This is a genomic window from Achromobacter sp. LC458 (assembly GCF_001005835.2).
GTDB classification, from domain to species: domain Bacteria; phylum Pseudomonadota; class Gammaproteobacteria; order Burkholderiales; family Burkholderiaceae_B; genus Achromobacter; species Achromobacter spanius_B.
On sequence record NZ_LBHW02000004.1, the window covers coordinates 38,309 to 57,150 of the forward strand.

Annotated in this window: 17 protein-coding genes, 2 tRNA genes and 1 riboswitch; of the genes, 15 read left to right on the forward strand and 4 right to left on the reverse strand. The window is 65.6% G+C overall.

The genetic code is table 11. The features are described 5' to 3' along the window. Window positions 1-6 precede the first annotated feature (6 nt). Window positions 7-1,089: a peptide chain release factor 1 gene (prfA, locus tag YH64_RS04760; protein ID WP_046803353.1), complete on the reverse strand. Its 1,083-nt coding sequence runs from the start codon at window positions 1,087-1,089 to the stop codon at window positions 7-9. An 84-nt stretch (window positions 1,090-1,173) separates the two neighbouring features. After that, window positions 1,174-2,448, reverse strand: a complete 1,275-nt coding sequence (gene hemA / locus YH64_RS04765; RefSeq protein ID WP_046803238.1) for a glutamyl-tRNA reductase — start codon at window positions 2,446-2,448, stop codon at window positions 1,174-1,176. A 215-nt stretch (window positions 2,449-2,663) separates the two neighbouring features. Here hemA and YH64_RS04770 point away from each other — a divergent pair. The 11 genes from YH64_RS04770 to YH64_RS04820 all read left to right on the forward strand — a co-directional run bounded on the left by YH64_RS04770 (window position 2,664) and on the right by YH64_RS04820 (window position 12,996). Continuing rightward, window positions 2,664-2,739: transfer RNA gene (locus YH64_RS04770), tRNA-Phe, on the forward strand. An 85-nt stretch (window positions 2,740-2,824) separates the two neighbouring features. Further along, window positions 2,825-2,900: transfer RNA gene (locus YH64_RS04775), tRNA-Phe, on the forward strand. Between the two features lie 131 nt (window positions 2,901-3,031). Then, entirely contained in the window at window positions 3,032-3,805 is a 774-nt protein-coding gene (locus YH64_RS04780) for a hypothetical protein (protein WP_046803237.1), read from the forward strand. Continuing rightward, window positions 3,802-4,299 (forward strand): hypothetical protein, encoded by a 498-nt coding sequence (locus YH64_RS04785; protein ID WP_046803236.1) that lies wholly within the window; start codon window positions 3,802-3,804, stop codon window positions 4,297-4,299. The genes YH64_RS04780 and YH64_RS04785 overlap by 4 nt, the downstream gene beginning before the upstream one ends. A 14-nt stretch (window positions 4,300-4,313) precedes the next feature. Next, a riboswitch (TPP riboswitch) is annotated at window positions 4,314-4,405 on the forward strand. A gap of 69 nt (window positions 4,406-4,474) precedes the next feature. Continuing rightward, window positions 4,475-5,557, forward strand: coding sequence for a long-chain-fatty-acid--CoA ligase (locus tag YH64_RS04790; protein WP_046803235.1), 1,083 nt, complete (start codon window positions 4,475-4,477; stop codon window positions 5,555-5,557). Next, window positions 5,554-7,014: an acyl-CoA reductase gene (locus tag YH64_RS04795; RefSeq protein WP_046803234.1), complete on the forward strand. Its 1,461-nt coding sequence runs from the start codon at window positions 5,554-5,556 to the stop codon at window positions 7,012-7,014. Before YH64_RS04790 ends, YH64_RS04795 begins: the two co-directional genes overlap by 4 nt. Continuing rightward, window positions 7,011-7,775, forward strand: a complete 765-nt coding sequence (locus YH64_RS04800) for an ABC transporter ATP-binding protein (protein WP_046803233.1) — start codon at window positions 7,011-7,013, stop codon at window positions 7,773-7,775. Before YH64_RS04795 ends, YH64_RS04800 begins: the two co-directional genes overlap by 4 nt. After that, window positions 7,772-8,536, forward strand: a complete 765-nt coding sequence (locus YH64_RS04805; RefSeq protein ID WP_046803232.1) for an ABC transporter permease — start codon at window positions 7,772-7,774, stop codon at window positions 8,534-8,536. Before YH64_RS04800 ends, YH64_RS04805 begins: the two co-directional genes overlap by 4 nt. 20 nt (window positions 8,537-8,556) lie before the next feature. Continuing rightward, on the forward strand, window positions 8,557-9,570 hold the full coding sequence (locus YH64_RS04810) for an ABC transporter substrate-binding protein (protein ID WP_046803352.1): 1,014 nt from the start codon (window positions 8,557-8,559) through the stop codon (window positions 9,568-9,570). Window position 9,571: 1 nt separating this feature from the next. Further along, complete coding sequence (locus tag YH64_RS04815; protein ID WP_046803231.1) at window positions 9,572-10,351, forward strand: 3-oxoacyl-ACP reductase; 780 nt, start codon at window positions 9,572-9,574, stop codon at window positions 10,349-10,351. Between the two features lie 44 nt (window positions 10,352-10,395). Continuing rightward, the gene (locus tag YH64_RS04820; protein ID WP_082134357.1) at window positions 10,396-12,996 is read left to right on the forward strand and encodes a mechanosensitive ion channel family protein; all 2,601 of its coding nucleotides are present in this window, start codon (window positions 10,396-10,398) and stop codon (window positions 12,994-12,996) included. On the opposite strand, the gene YH64_RS04825 is transcribed toward YH64_RS04820, so the two are convergent. After that, window positions 12,993-14,165: a M20 aminoacylase family protein gene (locus YH64_RS04825; protein WP_046803230.1), complete on the reverse strand. Its 1,173-nt coding sequence runs from the start codon at window positions 14,163-14,165 to the stop codon at window positions 12,993-12,995. The genes YH64_RS04820 and YH64_RS04825 overlap by 4 nt on opposite strands. A 174-nt stretch (window positions 14,166-14,339) precedes the next feature. Between YH64_RS04825 and YH64_RS04830 the strand changes: the two genes are divergently transcribed. Continuing rightward, window positions 14,340-15,263 carry a LysR family transcriptional regulator gene (locus YH64_RS04830; protein WP_046803229.1) on the forward strand — a complete coding sequence of 308 codons (924 nt, stop codon included), beginning with the start codon at window positions 14,340-14,342 and terminating at the stop codon, window positions 15,261-15,263. A gap of 218 nt (window positions 15,264-15,481) precedes the next feature. Next, window positions 15,482-16,468, forward strand: coding sequence for a tripartite tricarboxylate transporter substrate binding protein (locus YH64_RS04835; RefSeq protein WP_052945935.1), 987 nt, complete (start codon window positions 15,482-15,484; stop codon window positions 16,466-16,468). Here the strand turns inward: YH64_RS04835 and YH64_RS04840 are convergent. Beyond that, window positions 16,455-16,925 (reverse strand): Lrp/AsnC family transcriptional regulator, encoded by a 471-nt coding sequence (locus YH64_RS04840; RefSeq protein ID WP_046803228.1) that lies wholly within the window; start codon window positions 16,923-16,925, stop codon window positions 16,455-16,457. The two genes, YH64_RS04835 and YH64_RS04840, sit on opposite strands and share 14 nt — an antisense overlap. A gap of 291 nt (window positions 16,926-17,216) precedes the next feature. On the opposite strand from YH64_RS04840, the gene YH64_RS04845 reads away from it, so the two are divergent. Beyond that, complete coding sequence (locus YH64_RS04845; protein WP_082134356.1) at window positions 17,217-17,861, forward strand: LysE family translocator; 645 nt, start codon at window positions 17,217-17,219, stop codon at window positions 17,859-17,861. 57 nt (window positions 17,862-17,918) lie between these two features. Then, a complete protein-coding gene (locus YH64_RS04850) occupies window positions 17,919-18,824 on the forward strand; it encodes a DMT family transporter (RefSeq protein ID WP_046803227.1) in 906 nt (301 codons plus the stop codon). The last annotated feature ends 18 nt before the right edge of the window (window positions 18,825-18,842 follow it).

Consider the following 18,842-nt stretch of genomic DNA (forward strand, 5'->3'; position numbering starts at 1 on the left):
CGCGCGTCAGAGGTCGTCGCCCAGCGCCGCCAACTGCTCGGCCTGATGCTCGGCGATCAGCGCGCCGGTCAGTTCTTCCAGGTCGCCTTCCATGATCTGCTGCAACTTGTACAGCGTCAGGTTGATGCGGTGGTCCGTCACGCGGCCCTGCGGAAAGTTATAGGTGCGGATGCGCTCGGAGCGGTCGCCCGTGCCGATCAGGCTCTTGCGCTCGGCGGCTTCCTTGCTTTGGCGCTCGCGCGTTTCCTTGTCTTTCAGGCGCGCGGCCAGCACCTGCATGGCCTTGTCCTTGTTGCGGTGCTGCGAGCGGTCATCCTGGCATTCCACCACCAGGCCGGTCGGCAAGTGGGTGATGCGCACCGCTGAATCGGTCTTGTTGATGTGCTGGCCGCCCGCGCCGCTGGCGCGGAACGTGTCGATGCGCAGGTCGTTGGCGTTGATGACGATTTCCGACATCTCGTCGGCTTCCGCCATCACGGCCACGGTGCAGGCCGACGTGTGGATGCGGCCTTGCGCTTCGGTGGCCGGCACGCGCTGCACGCGGTGTGCGCCGGATTCGAACTTCAGGCGGCCGTAGGCGCCGTCGCCATCAATGCGCGCGATCACTTCCTTGTAGCCGCCCAGCTCCGAGGCGCTTTCCGACATCAGCTCGACGCGCCAGCCGCGCGCTTCCGCATAGCGGGTGTACATGCGCAGCAGGTCGCCCGAGAACAACGCGCTTTCGTCGCCGCCCGTGCCGGCGCGGATTTCCAGGAACACGCTGCGCCCGTCGTTGGGGTCGCGCGGCAGCAGCAAGAGCTGCAACGCGCTTTCCAGGCTTTCCAGCTTGCCACGGCCCGACTTGATCTCGTCTTCGGCCATGGCCTTCATGTCGGGGTCGGACAGCATTTCCTGCGCCGTCGCCAGGTCTTCTTCAGTGCGGGCAAATGCGGTGAACGCGTCGACCACGGGTTCCAGCTCGGCGCGTTCGCGCGAGAGCTTGCGAAAACGGTCCATATCGGACGCGGTTTCCGGTTGGGCCAGCAACGCGTCCACCTCGGTCAGGCGGTTACACAGATGCTCCAGCCGGCTGCGCATGGAAGATTTCATGGGGGAATGACCAAAGAAAAAACGGGAATAGCGGGCGCCCACAAGACGAACGCCCGCCAGGAGGCGGGGCGTGGGGCAGATTCGCTAACGGCGGGAATCGCGGCCGGGAAACAGGCGCGGCATCCAGGCAAGCAGCTGCTTGCGGTCGTCGCCTTCACTGCGGTTCAAGGCCGCCAGCGGGCCGTGCAGGTATTTTTGCGTCAGCCCGTGCGCCAGCTGTTCCAGCACGGCTTCGGGCGATTCGCCACGCGCCAGCAGGCGGCGCGCGCGTTCCAGTTCAGCGGCGCGGACGTCTTCCGCGGCCTGGTGCAGGTCGCGGATAACGGGCACCACTTCGCGGGACTGCATCCAGTGCATGAAGCCCTGGACGCGGGTTTCGATAATGGCTTCGGCCTGCACCACGGCAGCGCGGCGCGCGTCGGTGCCGGTCTGCACCAGCCGGCCCAGGTCGTCCACCGAATACAGATAGACGTCGTCCAGGCGGCCGACTTCGGGTTCGATGTCGCGCGGCACGGCCAGGTCGATCATGACCATGGGGCGGTGGCGGCGCAGGCGCGTAGCCCGTTCCACCATCCCCAGGCCGAGGATGGGCAGGGAGCTTGCCGTACAGGAAACGATGACGTCGAACTCGGACAGGCGATCTGTCAGGTCGGACAGCTTCATGGTGCTGGCCGAAAAACGGTTGGCCAGGATTTCGGCGCGCTCGGCCGTGCGGTTGGCCACCACCATGCTGCGCGGGCGTTGCGCGGCGAAGTGGGTGGCGCACAGTTCAATCATTTCACCCGCGCCGATGAACAGCGTGCGGGCCTGGTCCAGGTTGCCGAACACGCGCTCGGCCAGGCGGACGGCGGCGGCGGCCATGGACACCGACTGTGCGCCGATGGCGGTCTGCGACCGGACTTCCTTGGCCACCGAGAACGTGCGCTGGAACATCTGGTGCAGCAAGGTGCCCAGCGACCCGGCTTCGCCGGCGGCGCGCACGGCGTCTTTCATCTGCCCCACGATCTGGGTTTCACCCAGCACCATGGAGTCCAGCCCGCTGGCCACGCGGAAAGCGTGACGGACGGCGTCGTCTTGATGATGGCGGTACAGGTGCGGGCGCAGCGTGCCGGCGTCCAGGCGGTTATGTTCAGCCAGCCAGGCGGGCAATTGATCAGCGACGTGACCGTCGGCCGCGCAATAGATTTCGGTGCGATTACAGGTGGACAGGATGGCGGCTTCACGGACGGAACCGCCGAATGCCGAACGCAGACCTTCCAGCGCAGGCTTGACCAGATCGACGGGCATGGACACGCGTTCGCGAACCGAAACCGGCGCGGACGTGTGGTTCAGACCGAAGGCAAGGACAGCGACCGACATGTGGATGCGTAAAGAACTGCCACGAAAATGACTGAAAGATTATACCCCTGCGGGTTATCCCCAGCCCATTTGCGCCCACTTCCGCGACCCTGCGTCGCACCTTCCGTTCCATTCACCCAACAGTCGGCAGGCGCGACGGCGCGAAAAATAGTTGGCGGATCCGCCCCTACGGCTGGCGTGGGCAAAAAAAATTGTGTATAGTTGCGGACTTCGTTGGCCTGGTAGCTCAGTCGGTAGAGCAGAGGATTGAAAATCCTTGTGTCGGTGGTTCGATTCCGCCCCAGGCCACCAAAAGAATTATTGGGATTGCGATAGCAATATCAAGTCCCAAAAAAGCCCAGCCGCCGCGCTGGGCTTTTTGCACCGTGTACGTGTTGGCCTGGTAGCTCAGTCGGTAGAGCAGAGGATTGAAAATCCTTGTGTCGGTGGTTCGATTCCGCCCCAGGCCACCAGCCCTCCTGATCTCCACCGCTGTGGGGATTTTTTTACGTCCAAATTCTGGCGTTTACCCCCGCCTCGGCGCCCGCTTGCAAAATATTACATGCCGGCAAAAAAGCCGGGCACGAGGTCTACAATCGTCGGTATGAAACCGGCCGCCAATCTTCGCTTCGCTGTGCGCGACCGCATCAACGGCGTTGATGTGGGCCCAAAGGCTGTTCCCTTGAGCCTGCTTGGCGAGTTTCAAAAAGACGTCAGCGACTTTCTGCAAGGGTCCACCCGAGAGGTCAACCCGGCCGCAGTGCTGGTGTCGATAGAAGAAGGGTCGCTGGTTTTAGTCGCCGAAGGGTTGTTGGCGGCATCAACGCTCTGGGCCGATGTGGAACGCTTAGCCGTCCCGAATTCTCTCGAAGTCATTGATCCCCGGCGCGCGGCGGTCATCGAGCGCTGGCAAGCCCAGGCACGCAACAATCCCGATCGTGTTTACGCCCTTGAAGACAACACGCGGCGCGCGCTGACGATCGTCAATGCCCAGTCAGACTTCAAACAATCCGTCGATATTTGGGTAACCGTGGAAAAGTACTTACACGGCAAAATCGTGGACTGGGGCGGCAAGACCAAAGCGAACGTTCACCTTGTGCTTGAAAATGGCAAATCGCTTACGGTAGCCGCCACTCAGCAATTACTGGCACAGGAGAGCGAAAATCGCCTCTATCGCCCAGCCTTGCTGCACGTGACCGCTGAAGAGAATCTACGAACCGGTGAATTGCGCAATTTGAATCTGCGCTCGTTTGAGGTGCACCACCCCGCGTACGACGACGATGAATTCCAGCGAATGGTACGCAAAGGCACCGCGGCCTGGGCGGACGTACCCGACGCAACACGATGGGTTGAATCACTGCGTGGCGACGACTCATGACGGCAGCAGTGTTGCTGGATACCAGCTATCTGATCTCGCTCGTCGACGCGACTCGCCCCAACCACCAAATTGCCACCCGGTACTTCCGGCAGATGCTCGACGAGTCTCTGCCGATTTATTTTTCGGCAGTCGTTGCCGCGGAATTCGGCATCAAGCAAGCACTGACCGACTTACCACTGCAAAAGTTTCGCCACCTGCCGTTCAACATCCCGCACGGGCAGCGAGCCGCCCAATTGTGGAATGCGCTGGGCCCAAGGGGCGATGGCACCGGGCGCGCAGTTGCGCGTGATGACATCAAACTCATTGCCCAGGCTTGTCACGAGCGCATTCCCTTTGTCCTCAATGAGGACGCTTCCTCGCTGCACAAATACTGCGAACGGCTACGTGAGGCTGGCGTATGCCAGGTGCGTTCCATCGTCCTGGCCAGCGGTTATGACCCCGCAGCCTTCCGAATGGATGGTCAGCAAGGATTCGACCTAAGCGGCGAACCCTAGAGCGGGTTAACATTGCCTTCGCTCCGGGGTGCACGCCAGTGCTGAGATTCAGACCCGCGAACTTGACCCGGTTCATGCCGGCGTAAGAAGAGCAATCGTCCGACCCTGCCGCGCCCTTGCGCCGCTTGCGCGGGCGGGCTTCGGAGCTTCCTTGTACCGGAATCGACGAACGCCCATGAACAACGCTGCCCCGCCCGTCGCGGAACTTCTTGAATTCATTGCCCAGGACGGCTGCACCGATGCGCAGTTCGACCGGATGGCGCTCCGGCTTTTTGCGTATCAATATGGCGCCAACGCGCCGTATCGCGCGTTTTGCCAGCGGCGCGGCGCGACCGTGCGCAATGTGAAGACCTGGAGCGACATTCCCGCCGTGCCCATCGACGCCTTCAAGGCGATGGAGCTGCGCTGCGAGGCGCCTCGGGCCGACGAGCGTGTCTTCATGACCAGCGGCACGACACGCGCCGATATGCGCGGGCGGCACTTTCACCCGCATCTTGAGGTTTACGACCTGTCCATGACCCGCAATTTCGCCGCGCGCGTCATGCGGGGCACGCCGCGCCTGCCGATGGGCATTCTGTTTCCGGACGAAGTCGCCATGCCCAATTCGTCGCTGGCCCACTATCTGGCCCTGGCCAAGACCGCGTTCGGCACCGAAGACAGCCGCTATTTCATGTCGCCGCAGGGCATCGACCTGGATGGGCTGTGGCGCCGCCTTGAAGAGGCTGAACGCGACGGCCAGCCCTATGCACTGCTGGGAGCCAGTTTCAGCTTCGTGCATGTGATCGATGCGCTGCGCACCGCGGGCCGCACGTTCCGTTTGCCGCCGGGCAGCCGCATCCTGGACACCGGCGGCTACAAGGGCCAGTCGCGCGAGCTGCCGCTGGACACCTTTTATTCCGAGCTGTCCGAGCTGCTGGGCGTGCCGCGATCGCTGTGCATCAACATGTATGGCATGACCGAACTCAGCACCCAGTTTTATGACGACGGCAATGCCACCGTCCCTTCCGTGAAATCGGGGCCGCACTGGATTCGCTCGCGCCTGGTCGACCCCGCCAGCGGCCGCACCGTGCCCGCGGGCGAACGCGGCATCCTGGCGCACTGCGACCTGGGCAACTTCAATTCGGTCAGCACCATCCTCACTGAAGACGTCGGGCAACCCGCCGATGGCGGCTTTTTGCTGCTGGGCCGTGCTGAAGGCGCGCAGGCCAAGGGCTGCTCGCTGGCCGTCGAAGCATTCATTCAGTCGGCGCGGCCATGAGCGTGCAACGCGTCCAAGCGGGCTATCTGCCGGGGCTGACCTCGGCCGATGCCCAATGGCAGACCCTGCCCTTCGAGCAGGACGGCCGGCGCGTGGACGTGGCCGTGCCGGTGCTGACCGCCGCACAGATGCAAGCGCTGGCCGAACGCGTCAAGCAGGCCAGCGCGCGGCATCTGAAGACGATGACGGTGTCGGAGATCATCAACGTCATCGACCGCGCCATCGCCCGGTTGCTGGACCCCAACGACCCGGTTCGGCAACAAGCCGATGCGCTGTTGCCGATCGTCAGCGGCTATGACGCGCAGATGGTGCGGTTGGGCCTGACCGGCTTTTTCAAGACCTTTCGTGCGCCGCAGCTGCATCGCTTTGTGGCCGAAGACTTCGCCAACCCCAAGGTGCTGGACGGCTTTCAGCCCGCGGCCAAGGGCGGCGCGGTGCGCGCGCATGGCCCGCAATTGCTGGTGCACAGCTGGGCCGGCAACGTGCCCGCGCTGGCGTTGTGGAGCCTGATCTGCGGCCTGCTGGTCAAGGCCGGCAATATTGGCAAGCTGCCCAGCGCCGAGCCGCTGTTTGCCGGCTGGTTCGCGCACCTGTTGGCCGAGGTGCACCCGCCGCTGGCCGACTGCCTGGCCGTGGTCTGGTGGCGTGGCGCGGGCGAGGACGACGCCGCCGCGTTGTACGCGCAGGCCGATACCGTCGTGGCGTACGGCGGTAACGATGCCCTGCATGCCATCCAGCGCCGCCTGCCCGTCACGACGCGCTTTCTGCCGCATGGCCACAAGCTGGGCTTTGGCGTGGTCAGCGCGGCCGCGCTGGACGCACAAAAGGCCCCCGCCCTGGCGCGCCGTGCGGCATGGGACGTGATGCGCTACGACCAGCAGGGCTGTTATTCGCCGCAGATCTTTTACGTGCAGCGTGGCGGCCTGGTATCGCCGCGCGACTTTGCGGCTTACCTGGCGGGCGAGCTGGCCAATCTGCATCGCCGCTTTCCGCGCCGCGCGTTGGATCTGGCCGAATCGGCGGCGCTGGCCAAATGGCGGCAGTCCATCGAATGGCAGTTGCCGTCCAACGCTGCCGACGTGTTGATCGGCGACCCCGATGCCGCGTGGACGGTCTCTTATGTGGACACCGCGCCCGCGCTGTCGCCCACGGCCCTGCAACGCAGCATCGTGGTGGCCGGTATCGACATGCTGGATGAGGTGGCGGCGCGCGTGGCGCCCCACCACCACTACCTGCAAACGGCGGGCGTGGCCGCCACGCCCGAAGAGCTGTATCGCCTGGCCGATCAGCTGGGCGCGGCAGGCGTTACCCGCGTCAGCGCGATTGGCGCGATGAGCATGCCCGAAGCGGGCTGGCATCACGACGGCCGTTTCAACCTGCTGGACCTGGTGCGCATGACGGAAATCGAACAGTCCGCCGAAACCGCCGCCGACCCCTACGCGCCGTACGAACCATGATGGCGGACCCGTCCCGCCCCTTCCTGCACATCGACGGGGCGGTCTACACCTACCCCGGCCGCGCGCCCATCGTGAACGGCATCGACTGGCGCCTGCAAGCCGGCGGCTTTCATTGCCTGGTAGGCCGCAGCGGCTGCGGCAAGACCACGCTGCTGAAACTTGCCGCCGGGCTATTGACGCCGCAGTCCGGCCGCGTGGTGCTGCAAGACGGCACGCCCGCCGCGCCCGGCCCGCAGCTGGGCTATGTATTTCAAGCGCCGACGCTGTTGGACTGGCAACACGTAATCGACAACGTGCTGCTGCCCGTGTCCTTGCAACGCCGACCGCTGCCGGAAGACGCACGGCGCGCGCACGATCTGCTGTCCATGCTGGGCCTGTCCGACCACGCACAACACTACCCACGCCAACTGTCCGGCGGCCAGCAAAGCCGCGTGGCGCTGGCCCGCGCGCTGATTCTTGAACCCGCCTTGCTGTTGCTGGACGAGCCCTTTGCCGCGCTGGACGCCATCACGCGCGGCGAGCTGCAAGACGACCTGCTGCGCATGTGCCGCTTGCGCAATACCACCGTGCTGTTCGTCACGCACGACATCAGCGAAGCCGTATACCTGGGCGACCGCGTGGCCGTCATGCACCAGGGCCGCATGCTGGCCGACCTGCCGGTGGACCTGCCCGCGCCCCGCACGCAAGCCATGCGGCACGGCGCCGCGTTCAACGCCACCTGCGCGCAGGTGTACGAATTCATGACCGGGGCGCGCCCATGACGCCCGCCATTCGATTCCGCGTGCTGGCGCTGGCGCTGCTTGTCGCGCTGCTTGGCGCCTGGGAAATCACCGTGCGCCAAGCCGGTATCTCGGCATTGGTGCTGCCCGCCCCGTCCGCCGTCGCAAAAACCTTGTGGACCAGCCTGGCCACCGGCTACCTGTGGCCGCACATCGGCGCAACGCTTGCCGAGATGCTGCTGGGCCTGGCTATCGGCGGCGCGGCGGGCCTGGGCATCGGCATTGCGTTGGCCGAATCGGCCTTGCTGGACCGCGTGCTCAAGCCCTACGTGATCGTCAGCCAGGTTGTCCCCAAGCTGGCGCTGGCGCCGCTGTTCGTGGTGTGGTTCGGCTTCGGCATGGCGCCCACGGTGGTCATGACCGCGCTGATCTGTTTTTTCCCCTTGATGGAAAACACGCTGACCGGGCTGCGCCAGGTCGATCCGAACCGGCTGCAACTGTTTCGCATGCTGGGCGCCACGCGCGCGCAAACCTTGCTGCGGCTGAAGCTGCCTGCCGGCCTGCCGGGCATCCTGGCGGGACTGCGCGTGGCGCTGGTGCTGGCACTGGTGGGCGCCGTAGTGGGCGAATTCATCGGCGCCAGCCGAGGCTTGGGCGCCGTCATCATCGCCGCGCAAGGCATGATGGACACGCCCCTGATGTTCGCCGCGCTGACCGCCATTGCGGCCATCGGATTGCTGGGCTATCAGGCCACGCTGATGCTGGAACGACGCCTGCTGCGTCCCTACGCCGATCAATCATGACTTTCATCCGGACCGCATCCATGCATTTTTCCCCCACCCGCCGCGCCTTGCTGACGGCCGCCGCAGGCCTTGCCGCCACGTCCGTGGCGCCGCTGGCGGCACGCGCCCAGGGCGCCTCGGCCACAGCCATTAGCGGCACCGTCACGCTGGCGGGCTGGAGCAAGCCCATCAGCGAAATCACCAACCTGCTGGCCGAGCCCGACAAGGGCTTCTTCAAGGCGCAGGGCGTCAACCTTGTCTACCTGCCCGGCGCGGGCGGTGGCGACGCCATCCGCAACCTGCTCAGCGGCCAGGCCGACGTGGCCTTCACCGACCCCGGCTCGTTTTTCATGGCGTTGGACAAGGGCGAAAAGCTGCGCGCCATCTACGACATCTATCCGCAAAACGTCTTCAACGTGGTGTCGTTGAAGTCGGCCAACATCACGCGGCCGGCCGACTTGAAGGGCAAGCGCATCGGCGTCTACAGCCTGTCCAGCGGCACGCGCCAGAACCTGCTGGTGATGCTGCATCAGGCCGGGCTTACCGAAGCCGATGTTGAAATCGTCGTCACCGGCGTGCTGAACTTTGCGCCGCTGCTCCAAGGGCAAGTGGACGCCACCGCCGCCACCGACACCGGCTTGCTGGTGGGGCGCAAGCGCGGCCTGGGCGAGGTCGATGTGATGCAGGTCAGCGACACCCTGAACGTATCCAGCGACCTGTTCGTCGTGCGCGAGTCGGCACTGCCGCAAAAGCAGGCCCTGCTGCGTGCCTTCCTGAAGGCTTATCGCGACAGCGCCGCGTGGATGATCGCGCATCCCGAAGAAGCGGCCCAACTGGCCGGCAAGCGCGCCCTTGACGGCACCGATCTGGCCGTCAACCTGGAAGTGATCCGGCTGCGCAACGCCGCATCCATCGCATCCGGCGGCAGGCCCTTGGGCACCATCGATATCGGCTTGCTGCAACAGGCGGCGGACGCTTACCACGCGTTGGGCCTCATCAAGCAGCCCATCGACATCGCCGCCGTTGTCGACACGCACTTGTTGCCGGAGGCATGACATGAATGCGGCGTTGAAATTCGCAGGCAAGGTGGTGCTGGTGACGGGCGCCAGCCGAGGCATCGGCGCCGAAATCGCGCGCAGCTTCGCGCGTGAAGGCGCCACCGTGGTCGTCAACTATTTGCGCAACACGGCCGCGGCCGACAGCGTGGTCGCGCAATGCCAGGCCGCCGGCGGCGATGCCTGGGCCGTGCAGGCGGACGTCGGCGTGCCCGACGCCGTGCGCGCCATGGTCGACGGCATCGTGCAAGACGCCGGCCGCCTGGACATCGTCGTCAACAATGCCTTGCGGCCCTACGCGTTCGACCCCCGCCAGCGCACCGCTTTCGACTCGCTGCAATGGCAGGACTATCAATCGCAGTTCGATGGCGCGGTCGGCGCCGCATTCAACGTGTGCCGCGCCGCCCTGCCGCATTTCAAGCAGCGCGCGCAAGGCTGCATCGTCAACATCGCGAGCAACCTGGTCGAACATCCGGTGGTGCCGTACCACGACTACACCACTGCCAAGGCCGCGCTGGTGGCATTCAGCCGCAATCTGGCGGTTGAGCTGGGGCCGTATGGCGTGCGCGTCAATTGCGTGGCCCCCGGCCTGGTTTACCCGACCGACGCCAGCGGCGCCACGCAAGAATCGTTTCGCGAGCAACTGATTGCCGCCACGCCGCTGCGGCGCATCGCCCGCCCCGAGGATGTCGCCGGGCCGGTGCTGTTCCTGGCGTCTGACTGGAGCGGTTTCATGACGGGGCAAGTGCTGTTCGTGGACGGCGGACTGGTGATGCGCTAGAGTGGGTTGCCCCCCGCCTCGCAGCATCCCTACGGAGTCGCGACATGCGCGTCCGAGCCAGAGTCCTCAAGTACCTGTTCGGATGTTCCCTAGGCTTGCTGGCCTTGGCCGCCGCCCGCGTGGCCATCGCCGACCCACCTTCCGCATCGCCGCCTGCCCCGCCCGCCGCCATCCAGATGGCGGACATTCCATTGCGAGCGGACAGCGACACCCGCTACGCAGAGGGCGTGTTGCAGCGCGTGGCCGTGACCGACCCCGACGCTACCCTGGGCCCGGCGCTTGAGGCCATCGGCAAATCCGCCGACGAAAAACTCTACGAATTCCAGCCTGCCCAACTGCGCACGTTGCCCATCATGCGCGTGGAAAGCCTGGAGCGGCACTGGGTCTTTGACGCCAACCGGCTGGCGCGCTGGCAGGCGGACCTGCGCCAGGCTACCGCCTGGTACGCCAGCGACGCCGCCGAACTGCTGCGCCGCCGCGCCGCATGGCAGGCCATCAAGGATTCTTCCTCCGCCGCCGGCCTGCCGCCCGCGCTGGCCGACCGGGTGGATGCCGTCCAGGCGCAGTTGACGGCAGCGGCGCAGGCCCTGTCCATTCCGCTTTCGCGCCAGGCCGCGCTTGAACAGCGCGCCAACGCCGTCGAAGAACGCATCAAGGCGGGTCACCGCGCGGTCAGTGACGCCATCAACGATATCGACGCGCGGCTGATGCGCATCGATTCGCCACCGCTCTGGGATGCAGGCAAATCGCAGGACACGGGCGAAGATACCCTGGCCCTGTTGCGCACCGGCCTGGACATCGAAGTGCGCTTCGCGCGCGACTACGGCGCCGCGGGCAGTGGCAATCAGCGCGCGCTGCATGTGCTGCAACTGTTGCTGCTGCCGCTGCTGCTGTGGCTGGCAAGAAAAAGTCGCGACGCGATTCGCGCGGGCGTCATGAGCGAAACCGCCGCCGGGGTGCTGGGCCGGCCCTTGTCCACCTGGTTGCTGCTATCGATGCTGGGCGTGCTGGCGCTGGAGCCCGACGCACCGTTGATGGTGCAGCAGGTAGCGCTGGTGCTGGCCGCCGTGCCGGTGCTGCGCCTGTTGCCGCCGTCCGCGCGACGCCAGCTGGACCAATGGCCGCACGTAATCACCGCACTGTTCCTGGCCGAGCGCCTGGGCTTTCTGTTCCTGGCCAACACGCTGTTCTACCGCCTGTCCACCGTGGCGCTGACCGCGCTGGCGCTGGCCGCCATCTTGTGGCTGCTGCACCGCACCCGCCGTCAGGTCCACCCTGCCGCCTCGGCACGGCTGGCGTCCATCTTGCGCGCCATCGCCTGGGGCGCCGCCGCCTTGCTGGGCGTGTCGCTGGTCGCGAACCTGTTCGGCAATGTGTCGCTGGCCGAAATGCTGACCAGCGCGGTGATCGGCTGCGGCTACTTCGGGCTGGTGCTTTATGCCGGCGTGACGGTCATCATCACCCTGCTGCAATTGCTGCTGACCCGGCAAGGCATCTCGCGCTTCCGGCTGGGGCGCGAACACGCGCCGCCGCTGGTGCAGTTGCTGATCCGCCTCTTGACCGCAACGGCCGCGGTGGGTTGGGCCGTCTACGCGATGGACCGCTTTCGCATCCTGCGCGCCACCTATGCATTCGTTACCGAAGTGCTGTCCTACACGCTGACCATCGGCGAAGTTTCCATCAGCCTGGGCAACGTGCTGCTGTTTTTTATTTCGGTGATCATCGCCTTCTGGGCGGCGCGCACCATCCGCCTGATCCTGCGCGACGAAGTGCTGACCCGCATGGCCTTGCCGCGTGGCGTGGGCAACAGCGTTGCGTCGCTGTCGTACTACCTGGTGCTGCTGCTGGGCCTGGGCATTGCGCTGTCGGCGGCGGGCTTCCAGACCAGCCAGCTGACCATCGTCTTCGGCGCGCTGGGCGTGGGCATCGGCTTTGGCTTGCAAGGCGTGGTGAACAACTTCGTATCGGGCCTGATTCTGATGTTCGAGCGGCCGATCCAACCGGGCGATGTGGTAGAGATCAGCGGCACGTCCGGCCAGGTGCGCGACATTGGCATGCGCGCCACGCGCATCAAGACATTCGAAGGCGCCGACGTGATCGTGCCCAACGGCACGCTGCTGTCGGACAAGCTGACCAACTGGACCATGCTGGACCGCAGCCGCCGCATTGAAGCCAGCATCGGCCTGGCCTACGGCACCGACCCTCGCCAGGCGATCGCGCTGCTTGATGCCGTCGCCCGCGACACGCCAGGCATCGTTGCCGACCCCGCGCCCACGGTACTGTTCATGGGCATCGGCGCCAGCACGCTGGACTTCAGTGTGCGCGCGTGGACGTACGATTTCGACCGCTGGATCGACATCCGCAGCGACCTGTTGACGCGCCTGTACGATGCGCTGCGCCAGGCCGGCATCGAAATCGCCTTCCCGCAGCGCGATCTGCATCTGCGCACGGTCTCGGAGGAAGCGGGCGCGGCGTTGGCGCGTGCAGGCGCACCCGTCGCATCGGCGGCAGCCGAATCGGCGTCCGCTGCCTCTACTGCCTCTACTGCCTCTGCTGCCTCTACTGCCACTACTCGCACTACTCGCGTCCCTTCCGCACCTTCCGCCACCCACGAACCGTCAGAACCCCGCCCCCCGCCGCGCTAAACCGGCATCGCCGCTTTCACCAGTTCCACCCAGTAATGCGCGCCCAGCGGCAGAATGTCGTCGTTGAAATCGTAGTACGGGTTATGCACAGGCGGGTTTTCAACGCCTGGCCGCCCGGCGCCGACAAACACGTACGCGCCCGGGCGCTGTTGCAGCATATAGGCGAAATCTTCCGAGCCCATGCGCGGCGTGCAAGCCGCATCAACCTTGTCCGCGCCCACCACGCGCGCCGCCGCACGGACCACCAGCTGCACCTCGGCTTCCGTGTTCACGCACGCCGGATAGCCGCGAAACACCTGCACATCGATACGGGCGCCGGAACTCACCGCCACGCCCGCGCACACTTCACGCAGGCGGCGTTCGGCCAAGTCGCGCGTGGCGGCGGTCAACGTGCGGCAACTGCCGCGCAACATGACGCTGTTGGGCACCACGTTCCAGGTATCGCCGGCATGAATCTGCGTGATGCTTAGCGCCAACGCGTCGGTGGGCTTCACATTGCGGCTGACGATGGCCTGCATGGCGGTAACCAGCTGCGCGGCCGCCACGATGGGATCGATGCCATGCTCGGGTTGCGCCGCATGGCAGCCCTTGCCGGTGACGTTGATTTCATACGTGTCGCAATTCGCCATCACCGTGCCCACCCGCGTGGACACGGTGCCGAACGGCAGATTGGGCGAGTTGTGCAGCGCGTACACCGCGTCGCAGGGAAAAAGGTCGAACAAGCCGTCCTGCACCATGGCCAGCCCGCCGCCCGCGTGTTCCTCGGCCGGCTGGAAGATCAGGTGCAGCGTGCCGCGCCATTCCGGGTCCACGGCCAGGTGGTGCGCAGCGCCAAGCAGCATGGCCGTATGCCCGTCGTGGCCGCAGCCGTGCATCTTGCCGGCAATGGTCGACCGGTGCGACGCGTCGCCCAGTTCCTGCATGTCCAGCGCGTCCATGTCGGCGCGCAGCCCGATCACCGGCCCCGCGCCCCGCGCCAGCGTACCGACCACGCCGGTCTTGCCCAAGCCCCGATGCACCGCGGCACCCGCGCGCTCCAATTCGCGCGCCACCACGTCGGCCGTGCGGAATTCACAGAAGGCGGTTTCGGGATGGGCGTGCAGGTCGCGACGCCATTCGCGCATGTTGCGCAGCAGTTCCGGGCTGATGGGCGATGGGACGTTAGCCATGTTGCGGTCTCTCCGTAGGCAGGCTTGGGGGAAATACGGCTATCGACTATAGACAGGCGCGGGTACAAAGCCGATAGCAATGATTGCGTCTTATCGATGCGGTTTTTGCAACGATGCAATCCGGCCGAATACGCGGGGTGCGTCTTTCTTGGAAGCCCGTCATGGAAACCAATCATGGATGATGTCCTGGAGTTCAAACGGACGCTCTGCTTGCTGCAAGTGATAGAAACCGGCACGTTGCGCGCCGCCGCCGATCAGCTCAATACCGATCCGTCCGCCATCAGTCGCGCCATCGCCCGGTTGGAGGCAGACACCGGGCTGACGCTGCTGGAACGCCGTGGGCGCGGCGTGGTGCCTACCGACGCCGGGCGCCTGGTGGCGCTGTTCGCCCGCCGTCAGCAGGACCTGAACGAATCCTTCCAGGCCGAAGTCAACAACCTGAAAAGCGCAACGCGTGGCCACGTGGAACTGGCGCTGGGCGAGGGCTTTGTCGACATGGTGCTGGAGCCCGTGCTGCTGTCCTTCGTGCGCAAGCACCCCGACATCACCTACAGCATCCACGTGGCCGGCACTAACGAGACCGTGCGTTGCCTGGTGCAAGAGCGCGTACAGATTGCGCTGGCCTTTCAGCCGCCCAACGATGTGCGCTTGCGGTCGCACTATTCGCGCGCCGCGCCGATGCGCGTGCACGTGCACAAAGACCACCCGCTGGCGCGGTCGCGCCGTGCGTTGCGCTTGGCCGACCTGGCGCCCTACGGGTGGGCCGCCATGGACGAATCGTTTGGCGTGCGCCAGCACATCCAGGCGGCCGAGCTGGACGAAAACGTCAAGCTCAAGCCCGCGCTGCTGACCAACTCTTTCAAGATCCTGTGGGAATTCGCCAGCCAGGGGCTGGGCTATGTGGTGAACCCGCTGTCCGTGCCGCTCAAGGGCGCGCAGTTTCGCCAGATGGTGTCGCTGCCGCTGGCCAACCCCATCCTGAACAACAGCCGCACGCACGTCATCAGCCTGGCCGGCCGGCATCTGCCGCCCGCCACGGCCAGCATGCTGCGCCACATCCTGAAGACCTTTCCCGCCCTGGAGTCCCGCCGCGCCTAGGCCGGCCGCGCCTGAGCCGGCCGCGCCTGAGCCGGCAGCGCCTGACCCGGCCACGCCCGGGCCGGCCGCGCCTTGGCCGGCCGCTTCCATCGATGCAAAAATCACAATGATCGGACCTCCCGCCAGTCATTGATGCGAACAATCGCCGCTGCCTAGACTGCATACGGCAGACCGGACAACCGGCTGCGCGCCAACAGAAATGACAAGGGAGAAGCAGCATGCGTTGGAATCTACCGGCCCGGATGGCCGCCGTTTGCCTTGCCGCTTGTGCCATGACGCCGCTGGCCCATGCGGACTATCCGGCCAAGAAGCCGCTGAGCCTGGTGGTGCCGTATCCGGCGGGCGGCGCCAGCGATGCGTCCGCGCGCCAGTTCGGCGTACACATCGCGCACGCGCTCGGGCAACAGGTGGTGGTGGAAAACGTGGGCGGCGGTGCGGGCATGCTGGGCGCGCGCCGCGTGTTGACCAGCGCGCCGGACGGCTACACGTTCTTGCACGGGTCGCCTAACGAGGTCATCCTCAGCCCGTTCCTGAACGCCGCCGCGCACTACAAGCCCGAAGACTTCCGGCTGACGCAGCCCATCAGCGAAGCCACCATCGTGTTGCTCGCGCGCGCGGACCTGCCGGTCAATACCGTGGACGAATTCATTGCCTACGCCAAGCGACCGGGCGCCAGCCCCCTGACCTTCGGCAGCGTGGGCGTCGGTTCGCTGTATCACATCATGACGGAATACCTGGGCCGGCGCGTGGGCGCGGAGTTCCTGCACGTGCCCTATCGCGGCGCGGCGCCCGCGCTGCAAGACCTGATCGGACGCCAGGTTGATTTTGCGGTACTGCCCTACCAGCAAGCGATGGAGGGCATGGCCGCGCAACAGCAGTTGAAGATCCTGACCAGCTTTTCTGACACGCTGCCCGCTGCGCTGGCCAAGCTGCCGCTGATATCGCAAAGCAAGACCATCCCCGATTTCGTCTACACGATCGCGGGCGGTTACTGCGTGCGCCAGGACACGCCCGCCGCCGAAGTGGACACCTTGCGTCGTGCCGTGGGCTATGCGCTGGAACAGCCCGACCTGCGCGCCCGCATGGAAGCCGAGGGGCGCCGCTTATTGGCGCCGATGAGCCAGCCCGACGCAGACGCCTACGCCAGCGCTCAGGTCGCCAAGTACCGCCAGATGATCCAGACGCTGGGCCTCAAGCCGATGTAGCCACCGGCACCGTCAACGTGTTCTTCACCTGGCTCATCACCACCAGCGTCGAGAAGCGCTTGACGTTCGGGTTGCCCCAGAAGTGGCGCTGGGCGAAGTCGTCGTATTCGGCCATGTCGGCCATGGTCAGCGTCAGCACGAAGTCGACTTCGCCCGTTACCGCCAGGCACTGCATGACCTCGGGCGCGCCATGCATGGCCCGCTTGAAGAGGTCGAGCTTGTCGGCGCGTTCGCTCTCCAGCGACACCAGCACCACCATCATGATGGCGCGCCCCACGGCGGCCGGGTCCACCACGGACACATCGGCCGTCACTACCTTGGATTCGCGCAGCCGCTTCATGCGGCGCAGGCAGGATACCGGCGACAGGTTCACGCGTTCGGCGACGTCCTGGCTGGTGCGCTGGTTGTCTTCCTGCAAGCTTTGCAGGATTTGAAGATCAAAATCGTCTAGTTCCATTGGGGTCTCGGAACGGGGGGAGGTCGGAAACGCGGTGGCGGCTTCGGCTGGCGGGCCGGACTACAGGCCGGATAACGGCCCGTGCTGTGGGCGGGCTGCGGGCCAAGGTCGGGGTTGATTCCGGGCTTGCGCAGATTCTAATCCTGGGCGCGAACAGGTCCGGCCCCAATTCGACGGGAAACTTCATTTGGCCGCCGCCGGACGCAGGAAAAAATCAGCGGGCGTGCGTACACTGAGAGCCCTCCGTCCCCGGTGCCCTGCCGTGGGACACGCCAATCAGCCGCCGTTGCAATGCCGTCGCTCCACCTTTTTCTGCTTTTTCTTGCCGCCGACGCGGCGCTTAAACTCACGCCCGGCCCGGACATGGCGTTGACGCTGTCGCGCGGCATGACGCAAGGCTTTCGCCCGGCCTTGCACAGCGTGCTGGGCAACGTGGCGGCCGGTTTCATCCAGGTGCCCGCCGTGGTGCTGGGCCTGGCGTCGGTGCTGCAAGCCTTTCCGACGCTGTTCGTGGCGATCAAGGCAGCGGGCGGTTTGTATCTGGGTTACTTGGGTATCAAGGCGATGATCCGCTGCGCGCAGGCGGCCGACGTGTCCTTGTCAGCGCGGCCGGGCGATGCGCGCGATGCGTTCTGGCAGGGCTTCATGACGAACCTGCTGAACCCGAAGGTGCTGCTGTTCATGATCGCCTTCCTGCCGCAGTTCACCTCGCCGGAAAACGGCCCCGTGTGGGTGCAGATGATGGTGCTGGGCATCACCATGAAAGTACTCAGCCTGCCTTACGGCAGCTGCTTTGCCTACGGCGCGTCGCGCATTCGTGGTTGGGTCGGGCGTAACCCCTGGTTCTTGCGCATGCAGCAAGGCTTGCTGGGCGCCGTGATGCTGGGCCTGGCGCTGTATGTGCTTTACTCCACGGCCGCCACGCTGGCGCCTTGAACCTTCGTTTTTCGTTGCGCGTCCGCGCGTTCCTGCATTGAGCGTTACCTAGCACCCATGACCGCCGCCACCTTGAACACCGGGCACAACGCCTCGGGCTCGACCCTGCTTCCCACCCTGTCGCTGATCGGCGCGATGGCATCGCTGTGCATCGGCACGTCGTTCGCCAAGTCCCTGTTTCCCCAGGTGGGCGCGCAGGGCACGACCGCCTACCGCATCGTTATCGGCGCCATCATCCTGATTGCGTTCTGGCGTCCGTGGCGCTTTGCGTTGACCCGGCAAAACGCAGCGAAGATCGCGCTGTACGGCGTGACGCTGGCCTGCATGAACCTGCTGTTCTACATGGCGCTGCGCACGTTGCCGCTGGGCATCGCCATCGCCATTGAATTCACCGGCCCGCTGACATTGGCCGTGCTGATGTCGCGGCGGGCGATTGATTTTGTGTGGATCGGCTGCGCGCTGGCAGGGCTGGTGCTGTTGATTCCCACCGGCCAGTCGCTGCACGACCTGGACCCGACCGGCATTGCCTACGCATTGGCCGCCGCCGTGTGCTGGGCGCTATACATCGTCTTCGGAAAAATGGCCGGCAACGTGCATGGCGGCCAGGCGACGTCACTGGGTTTGCTGGCGGCCACGATGGTGGCCTTGCCGGTGGGCGTCGCGCATGCGGGCATGGCCTTGCTGGACCCCAAGCTGATCCTGGCGGGCATTGGCGTGGGCATTTTGTCCAGCGCGCTGCCCTACTCGCTGGAAATGATCGCGCTGCGGCGCCTGCCGCAAAAGACGTTTGGCGTGCTGCTCAGCATGGAGCCGGCCATGGGCGCGCTGGCCGGCGTGATCGTGCTGAACGAACACTTGTCGCAAACCCAATGGCTGGCAATTGCCGGCATCGTCATCGCGTCGGCGGGTTGCGCGGCCACGGCGCAGCGCGGCAAGAAGCGCCGCGCCAGGGTGCGCGACTAAGCGCCCCAGGCGCGACTG

Coding starts and splice junctions, on each gene's coding strand:
- YH64_RS04810 (WP_046803352.1), top strand. CDS start 8,557: ATGCATTTTTCCCCCACCCGCCGCGCCTTGCTGACGGCCGCCGCAGGC.
- YH64_RS04850 (WP_046803227.1), top strand. CDS start 17,919: ATGACCGCCGCCACCTTGAACACCGGGCACAACGCCTCGGGCTCGACC.
- YH64_RS04805 (WP_046803232.1), top strand. CDS start 7,772: ATGACGCCCGCCATTCGATTCCGCGTGCTGGCGCTGGCGCTGCTTGTC.
- YH64_RS04835 (WP_052945935.1), top strand. CDS start 15,482: ATGCGTTGGAATCTACCGGCCCGGATGGCCGCCGTTTGCCTTGCCGCT.
- YH64_RS04830 (WP_046803229.1), top strand. CDS start 14,340: ATGGATGATGTCCTGGAGTTCAAACGGACGCTCTGCTTGCTGCAAGTG.
- YH64_RS04820 (WP_082134357.1), top strand. CDS start 10,396: ATGCGCGTCCGAGCCAGAGTCCTCAAGTACCTGTTCGGATGTTCCCTA.
- YH64_RS04815 (WP_046803231.1), top strand. CDS start 9,572: ATGAATGCGGCGTTGAAATTCGCAGGCAAGGTGGTGCTGGTGACGGGC.
- YH64_RS04795 (WP_046803234.1), top strand. CDS start 5,554: ATGAGCGTGCAACGCGTCCAAGCGGGCTATCTGCCGGGGCTGACCTCG.
- YH64_RS04825 (WP_046803230.1), bottom strand. CDS start 14,165: ATGGCTAACGTCCCATCGCCCATCAGCCCGGAACTGCTGCGCAACATG.
- YH64_RS04800 (WP_046803233.1), top strand. CDS start 7,011: ATGATGGCGGACCCGTCCCGCCCCTTCCTGCACATCGACGGGGCGGTC.
- prfA (WP_046803353.1), bottom strand. CDS start 1,089: ATGAAATCTTCCATGCGCAGCCGGCTGGAGCATCTGTGTAACCGCCTG.
- YH64_RS04785 (WP_046803236.1), top strand. CDS start 3,802: ATGACGGCAGCAGTGTTGCTGGATACCAGCTATCTGATCTCGCTCGTC.
- YH64_RS04845 (WP_082134356.1), top strand. CDS start 17,217: ATGCCGTCGCTCCACCTTTTTCTGCTTTTTCTTGCCGCCGACGCGGCG.
- YH64_RS04790 (WP_046803235.1), top strand. CDS start 4,475: ATGAACAACGCTGCCCCGCCCGTCGCGGAACTTCTTGAATTCATTGCC.
- hemA (WP_046803238.1), bottom strand. CDS start 2,448: ATGTCGGTCGCTGTCCTTGCCTTCGGTCTGAACCACACGTCCGCGCCG.
- YH64_RS04840 (WP_046803228.1), bottom strand. CDS start 16,925: ATGGAACTAGACGATTTTGATCTTCAAATCCTGCAAAGCTTGCAGGAA.
- YH64_RS04780 (WP_046803237.1), top strand. CDS start 3,032: ATGAAACCGGCCGCCAATCTTCGCTTCGCTGTGCGCGACCGCATCAAC.